Here is a 339-nt window from a genome sequence, read left to right as displayed (position 1 = left end):
TGACCACGGTCACGTCGCCGTCGACGCTTGAGGTACCCGTGAGGACGCTGCCGGTCACGGCAGTGTCTTCAAGGGTGGACACGGTTTCGCTGGCATCGGTGAAGTTGTCATCGACCGGGGTGACGCTGATATTCAGGGTCGAAGTGACATTGCTACCGGAACCGTCAGTGACGGTGTAGCTGACCACTGGAACGGTGCCGTTGTAGTTGGCGGCTGGGGTGAAGGTGTACGCCCCGTTTGCCCCGATTACCAAGGTGCCGACATTGGCGATGGTCGCGGTGCTACCAGCGGTGTAAGTGCTAGTGCCGATAGTGAAGTTGACGACAGTCACATCGCCGT

General features: G+C 59.6%; 1 protein-coding gene. It reads right to left on the bottom strand.

Annotated elements, in window-relative coordinates:
• The coding region (locus UB23_RS29805) for a cadherin-like domain-containing protein (RefSeq protein ID WP_045061016.1) at positions 1 to 339 on the bottom strand (339 nt) is incomplete at both ends.

Origin of the sequence: Pseudomonas sp. ES3-33 (assembly GCF_000952175.1) — a bacterium.
Classification (GTDB): domain Bacteria; phylum Pseudomonadota; class Gammaproteobacteria; order Pseudomonadales; family Pseudomonadaceae; genus Aquipseudomonas; species Aquipseudomonas gregormendelii.
The sequence above is the reverse complement of the archived record's forward strand: the minus strand, read 5'-3'. Positions and strand labels throughout refer to the sequence as shown.